The organism is uncultured Clostridium sp. (assembly GCF_947039605.1).
In the GTDB taxonomy this organism is placed as follows: domain Bacteria; phylum Bacillota; class Clostridia; order Clostridiales; family Clostridiaceae; genus Sarcina.
This window is the reverse complement of record NZ_CAMQZG010000083.1, coordinates 1-6,151: the sequence shown is the minus strand read 5'-3', so window position 1 is coordinate 6,151 and position 6,151 is coordinate 1. Positions and strand designations below refer to the sequence as shown.

Annotated in this window: 7 protein-coding genes; 4 read left to right on the top strand and 3 right to left on the bottom strand. The window is 27.4% G+C overall.

Annotated elements, in window-relative coordinates; all coding sequences use genetic code 11:
• Window positions 1-92: 92 nt before the first annotated feature.
• A complete protein-coding gene (locus Q0V24_RS16755; protein WP_297523271.1) occupies window positions 93-818 on the bottom strand; it encodes a carbonic anhydrase in 726 nt (241 codons plus the stop codon).
• Window positions 819-990: 172 nt separating this feature from the next.
• Between Q0V24_RS16755 and Q0V24_RS16750 the strand changes: the two genes are divergently transcribed.
• Entirely contained in the window at window positions 991-2,199 is a 1,209-nt protein-coding gene (locus Q0V24_RS16750; protein WP_297523269.1) for an NAD(P)/FAD-dependent oxidoreductase, read from the top strand.
• A 48-nt stretch (window positions 2,200-2,247) separates the two neighbouring features.
• Here the strand turns inward: Q0V24_RS16750 and Q0V24_RS16745 are convergent, their stop codons facing one another.
• Window positions 2,248-3,573 carry a DNRLRE domain-containing protein gene (locus tag Q0V24_RS16745; RefSeq protein ID WP_297523267.1) on the bottom strand — a complete coding sequence of 442 codons (1,326 nt, stop codon included), beginning with the start codon at window positions 3,571-3,573 and terminating at the stop codon, window positions 2,248-2,250.
• A gap of 133 nt (window positions 3,574-3,706) precedes the next feature.
• Window positions 3,707-4,036, bottom strand: a complete 330-nt coding sequence (locus Q0V24_RS16740) for a hypothetical protein (RefSeq protein WP_297523265.1) — start codon at window positions 4,034-4,036, stop codon at window positions 3,707-3,709.
• Between the two features lie 293 nt (window positions 4,037-4,329).
• Between Q0V24_RS16740 and Q0V24_RS16735 the strand changes: the two genes are divergently transcribed.
• From Q0V24_RS16735 to Q0V24_RS16725, 3 genes are read left to right on the top strand one after another with little or no spacing between them, the layout of a single operon-like run.
• Complete coding sequence (locus Q0V24_RS16735) at window positions 4,330-4,698, top strand: hypothetical protein (protein ID WP_297523263.1); 369 nt, start codon at window positions 4,330-4,332, stop codon at window positions 4,696-4,698.
• Window positions 4,699-4,719: 21 nt separating this feature from the next.
• Window positions 4,720-5,028, top strand: coding sequence for a hypothetical protein (locus Q0V24_RS16730; RefSeq protein WP_297523261.1), 309 nt, complete (start codon window positions 4,720-4,722; stop codon window positions 5,026-5,028).
• 1 nt (window position 5,029) lies between these two features.
• The gene (locus Q0V24_RS16725) at window positions 5,030-6,088 is read left to right on the top strand and encodes a hypothetical protein (RefSeq protein ID WP_297523259.1); all 1,059 of its coding nucleotides are present in this window, start codon (window positions 5,030-5,032) and stop codon (window positions 6,086-6,088) included.
• Window positions 6,089-6,151 lie beyond the last annotated feature (63 nt).

The following is a 6,151-nucleotide window of genomic DNA, read 5'->3' as shown; positions in this document are numbered from 1 at the left end:
ATTGAAAAAGGTACATTTCTATATTTTAGAAATGTACCTTTTGTCTACAATCTGACTCCTAGATTTTAATATCTAGGAGTTTTTTTTATTGTTTATTTACCATCCATGAAAGTTACACTACCATCAAGATTATAATACGCACCAACAACATCAACTTTACCTTCAGCCATTTTTTCTTTGACAATAGGATCTAGTTTAACGACATTAACCATATTGGCAATGTTTTTATTTATTGCGTCATTTATTGATTCATTTGCATTTATTGCAGGAGCTATTTCTTTTACTATTGCTTCAATATTTCCTTTTACTTTTTCACCTTTAATAATATCGTTATAAGCAGCTGTTACAGCACCACAGTTTTGGTGACCCATAACAACTATTAGAGGACATTGAAGATGATCTACTGCATATTCTATTGAACCCATAGCATCTTGATCAACTACATTTCCAGCAAGTCTTACATCAAAAAGTTCACCAAGACCAGCATTAAATACAAGAGATGGTGTTACTCTTGAGTCAGAACATGATACAAGAGTTGCATATGGATGTTGACCATTTTTTAGAAGTTCTCTTCGCTCAGAACTTATATTTACAAGCTCTGAATCATTTTTTATAAATCTTTGGTTACCTTCTTTTAAGAAGTTTATAGCTTGAGTTGAGTTTTGCACTGTTGTATCAACTGTGATATTTTTACTTATAGAATTTGTCACAGTTGGTGGAGTTGGAGCCGGTGGGTTTGGTGCTGTGACTTTTGGGGTACTACAAGCTGTAAGTCCCATACATGATATTAAAATTAGTCCAATTGCAATTTTTTTCATTAGTATTCCTCCAAAAAATAAAATATAATTTCTATACTAATAGTAATTACCATTTTTAAAAATATTATGCTATGAATATGTGTTTTGAATTATTTTATAGTATAATATAGAAGTTAATTAGTTAAATATTAAATTACATATATAAAATTTATTCAGATTAAGGAGAGTATAAATGGCAAAGATTATTGTAGTAGGAGCAGGCCCAGCTGGTATAATGGCAGCACTTAGCGCAGCTAAAACTAATGAGGTTACTCTAGTAGAAAGAAATAATAAGATTGGTGCAAAACTTAAATTAACAGGAGGGGGAAGATGCAATATCACTAATAATAGAGATATTGAAGAATTTTTCCCAAAAGTAGTTACTAATAGTAAGTTTTTATATAGTGCTTTTTATACTTTCTCAAATTTAGATGTTATGGATTACTTTGCAAGCAAAGGTTTAACATATAAAGTTGAATATGACCAAAAAGTATTTACAGAAAGTGATAAAGCAGACGAAGTTATAGAAATATTTGAAAAAGATTTAAAAGAGAGTGGAATTCAAATTCTTTTTAATTCAAAAGTTGAAGATTTAGTTGTTGAAAATTCTATTATAAAAGGTGTTAAACTTAATAGTGGAAATATTCTTTATGCAGATAAAGTAATAGTTACAACTGGTGGAAAAAGTTATCCAAAGACTGGATCCGATGGAAGTATGCATGAGATATTAAAAAATTATGGGCATACAATAAAGCCATTACATGCAGCACTTATACCTCTTGTAATAAAAGAAGAGTTTGTTAAAAGTCTTCAGGGTGTTGCAATGAAAGAAGTTGTAGTTACATCTAAAATAAAGAAGAAAAAGTTTGAGCAAGTAGGAGATATGATATTTACTCATTTTGGTGTTTCAGGACCATCTATATTAAAAATATCATCATATGTAAATAAAGCACTTGTAAATGGTGAAGAAGTTGAGATATTCCTTGATTTTTTAGCTGATAAGAGTAAAGATGAGATATCAGAATTATTAAGAAGTAATCCAAATAAGAATGTAATGAATAATCTTAAAGGGTTATTACCTCAAAATTTTATAAAAGAGATTATGACTATGCTTGGTCTAACAGAGGTGAAGGCACATGAACTTAAAAAAGAAGATGAACTTAAAATTATTGGGTATTTTAAAGAAATGAAACTTACAGTAAGAGATATGATTACAATAGCAGGCGCACAAGTTACAAGTGGTGGCGTTGCTGTTAAGGAAATTAATGCTTCTACAATGGAGTCAAAGATAATTAGTGGTTTATATTTTGCAGGGGAAGTTATTGATATTGATGCTGAAACTGGTGGGTATAATCTTCAGATAGCTTATTCTACTGGGCATTTAGCGGGTAGTGATTATTAATATAAAACTAAAAAAGAGAACTTCTGTTTAATTACAGAGGTTCTCTTTTTAGTTGATTTTTATAAGGGTTAGTGATGCACATATTCCAGTGTTAATGAGTATTGCATTGCTTGTAGAAAGTTTTAATTTTAAAATCATATTATCCTCGTTAACATTTATTAAAGTACTTGCAGATGTTGGAGAATCAGATGATGAAATTTGAATTTTACTAATAGGAATAGATAATCCATCAAGTTCAAGTTCTACAGTACTAAAAGGCTCACTTCTGCAATTTATAAAGTAATCAACTTTATAAAGTCCTTTATTTAGAAGAAAGATACCATCTTTACTTATATTTAAGTTAGTTCTAGTAGCATTACTTTCTAAGTTGAATTTTACATATGCTTCTAAATTGTTTTTTAGTAAATCTCCACTTGTTGAAATGAAATTTCCACATGCAACAACTTGATTAGAAATTAGTGTTGGATTTGGTATTTTAGGTGCTAATGGAACTTCAGGTGGTATTGGTTCTATATTTGTATTTTCTTCTAATATTGGAGTTTCTGTATTAATTAAGTTGTTGTAATCAATACTTGTTTTTTCTATATTTGGTGGAAAAGCTAAACTATTTTGGCTATAATCTGTTCTGTCAGAATTATAATCATATTGTGAATTTTGATGAGTATTTGGATTGTAAGGATTATTTTGATAACTATTATTATTATTATTATTATTATTATTATTATTATTGTCATTATGATGAGCAGTGTGGTATTGATGATGCTGTTGTGAGGAGGGGTTAACAACAGAACGCTCAGAGCATTTTTTGACAGTAGACATATTTTTATTATGAGAAAGTACATGCCCATAATTTGGACATTCACATTCATCATCTAGATAGATTTCTAAAAAAGGTTTTTTATTTATTGTATTTGAAATATATAAAAGACTAGTTTCTGTGAGTCCAACTAAAGTCATTCCAAAAATAGAAACTCTATTCTTAACCCAAAATTCTAAAATTTTAGAAACATCAATCATTATATAGTTTCCGTGAAAGTCAGAGCCTATTTTAGAAAAATGAGCTTCTTGAAAAAATTTTGGTGCAGTTTCCCATGTTACGGTATTAGGATTATAACCCTCTAAGTTTCTAGCTATATTCATCATAAATGCTTCTATATTTAAATCTATCTTAGATTCTGTAAGGTAAATTACAAGATCTGCTCTATAGATTTTGAAATCAAAAATTCTTGGATTTAAATTAAATTCTACTAAACCTCTAAATTCATCCATTCCATATTGTCCCACTGTTATATTGTATGAACTATTAAGATTAGCATCAGCGTTTTTTTTGGATATGAATAAAGAGGATTTTGATGGTATTTTAAAGCTCTTCATATGTATTACCCCTTAAAAGTATATTCAAATATAATATATGAGTAATTATAAAAAAAAAGACCTTCTAAAATAGAGATTAATCTATTAATTTAGAAAGTCTTTTTCTTTGGATTTTATGTCAATTAAACTTAAATTATGGTGCTGGTGTTGTTTCTATTTCCATAGCATCTTCAAGTTTTAATTGAAGTAATAATTGGTTTCTTAAAACATTTTTAAGAGTACCGTTAACTGATTTGTTAACACTAAGTACATCTGCTGTAGTTACATCTGTAGGAGCAGCAATAGCATTTCCATCAGCATCTACAAGAGTTCCAAGGATGTATTGAATTTTTTCACCCTCAGCATTGATGATGTGTGAAAGACCGATTTCTTCCATAGCTATAGATGTGATTAATAAATTAACTGCATCTTCTTTAGTAATGCCTACTGTTGGGTTCATATCAGGAATTTTTGGTAATGACATAATAATACCTCCTAAGTATATTTATTTTATTTTGTTTTGCCTTATACTCAATTATATTCATGTTATAACTTTTTGATGCTTAAAATAAAAAAAATAATAAAAAAAATTTAACGATAAAATATTGCAAATAGTCCGTTTGAAATAAGAAAAATATGTACAGGATTTGGTAAGTTATAAATGGGCACAGATTTTAAAAATCTAATATTATGGTTAGTTATAAATATAGATTAATATGTGATTTTAAGAATAAATAAGGTGTCCTTGAAATACTAATATAGAAGGAGGTGATTCTTATGTCAATGCCCACTATACCAGATATTAATCCTGTAATAGGAATAACCGTTGATGATAGTATAAATATGTTAATAAGTTCTATTGCTTTAGAGGAAATAGGACTTTCACATATCATTAATGCTGAGGCAGAAAAGATACAATATGTATTAGGAACTTTAAATACAACACATGATACAGTAGGGTGTAAACAACATTCAGTTGATGATTTATTAAAAGTTAATAGGTCAATAGATAGAACGCTAAGAGAAGTTTTAAAAAACCAAATGATTCTTCATATGAAATTTGAGGATAGTATTGAGTTTTATTATAAAACAAGGACAACAGAGAATGCTAAGGGTATTAGAGTTGATGTTGAATATGGAAATTAAAAATTGTGGGGGATATGTATTATGAGTGTAGTTATGGAAGAAATATTAAAAAAAACTAGTGATTTAGCATCAATAAGTGTAGAAGATGCTTTAAAGGTAACTTGCAAGTCAATAGAAATTCATCAAATGAGTTCAGCGAATATTTTAAAGGCTCAAATGAAGAGGTTAGAAGTTATAACTGTGCTTATAGAAAATAATTATATATTTTCAGAAAATCCAGATTTAATAATAAGAGAAATAAATTCGGTAGTAAAATCTCTTATGGCTTATGAGTGTTTAATTGATAATAAATTAGATTCTGTAGAAAGGCTTTATAAAGAGTTTTATTAAGATGCATATAAGTATTTTAGTAAATGGAAGTAATGATTTATATTATTCTTTGAAAAAAAGTATTTCAGATTTGATTTCTAATTTAAAAGATATTAAAGGAGTAAGTATTTCAATTGTTTATACCTTTTTAATAGATGAAAAAAATATTTGGACATTTATAGAATCAGATAGTTTAAGTGATGAAGTAGGATATTTAGAGTATGAAGAGGGCATTCTAAGAAGAATGAAGTATCAGTTTAAAAATGAAAATACTAGCTTAGATATAAAAAGTGCAATTGCAAAAACATATAAACCAAATAAAAAAAATATTTTAATTATTTCAGGACATGGAGGTCCGTTTCAATGTATGTTAGATATGTCAAATAATATTGACAAATCTTTTAGTACATATGAACTTTGTAGTATTATAAATCAGTATGAATATGAAGTTGTATTTTTAGATATGTGTGCTATGAATTTTATAGAGGTTCTGTATGAGATTTTATATACTAAAAAAGTTAGTGGTATTATAACATATAAAGGACTTGCAGTATTTGAGGGACTAAATTATTTGGAGATTATAAAGGTTCTCAGAAATAGTGTGATAAACAAGGAAATTATAGACCGATTTGAGTATGCATTTATTTATATAAGTAGTGAATCTATTAATAATTTTAATGAATTAAAAAAAGTTAAAGATTCTTTAGTTAAAAAATGTGTTTTGGCTAAAAATCCAAACTTTAATACAGAGCTATTTAGAATAAGAGAGTTAATAGATAAGAGTGTTTATGAATCTAGAATGGCAAAAGAAATTCGAATAGAAAAATTGAATTATATAAAATATTATTTAGAAAGTGAAGTTGATAGGGCTATTTATTCTAAGTATTTATATTTAGAAAATAATTTATGGCGTCAATTTTTATTTATGGATGGTTTAAATGAAGAATATAAAAATTATATAGAGTTATCAAGGGAAAGTTTGAAAAATATTATTTCCTTGCATAATACAAATAAAAATAATGTAGAGTTAGACTATTTAATAGAATTATATTATAAGAATAAAAAAAGAAAGCAAGGATAAAATATCCTTGCTTTCAGATTGTAGACAAAAGGTACATTTCTAAAATATAGAAATGTACCTTTT

Coding starts and splice junctions, on each gene's coding strand:
- Q0V24_RS16755 (WP_297523271.1), bottom strand. CDS start 818: ATGAAAAAAATTGCAATTGGACTAATTTTAATATCATGTATGGGACTT.
- Q0V24_RS16750 (WP_297523269.1), top strand. CDS start 991: ATGGCAAAGATTATTGTAGTAGGAGCAGGCCCAGCTGGTATAATGGCA.
- Q0V24_RS16745 (WP_297523267.1), bottom strand. CDS start 3,573: ATGAAGAGCTTTAAAATACCATCAAAATCCTCTTTATTCATATCCAAA.
- Q0V24_RS16740 (WP_297523265.1), bottom strand. CDS start 4,036: ATGTCATTACCAAAAATTCCTGATATGAACCCAACAGTAGGCATTACT.
- Q0V24_RS16735 (WP_297523263.1), top strand. CDS start 4,330: ATGTCAATGCCCACTATACCAGATATTAATCCTGTAATAGGAATAACC.
- Q0V24_RS16730 (WP_297523261.1), top strand. CDS start 4,720: ATGAGTGTAGTTATGGAAGAAATATTAAAAAAAACTAGTGATTTAGCA.
- Q0V24_RS16725 (WP_297523259.1), top strand. CDS start 5,030: ATGCATATAAGTATTTTAGTAAATGGAAGTAATGATTTATATTATTCT.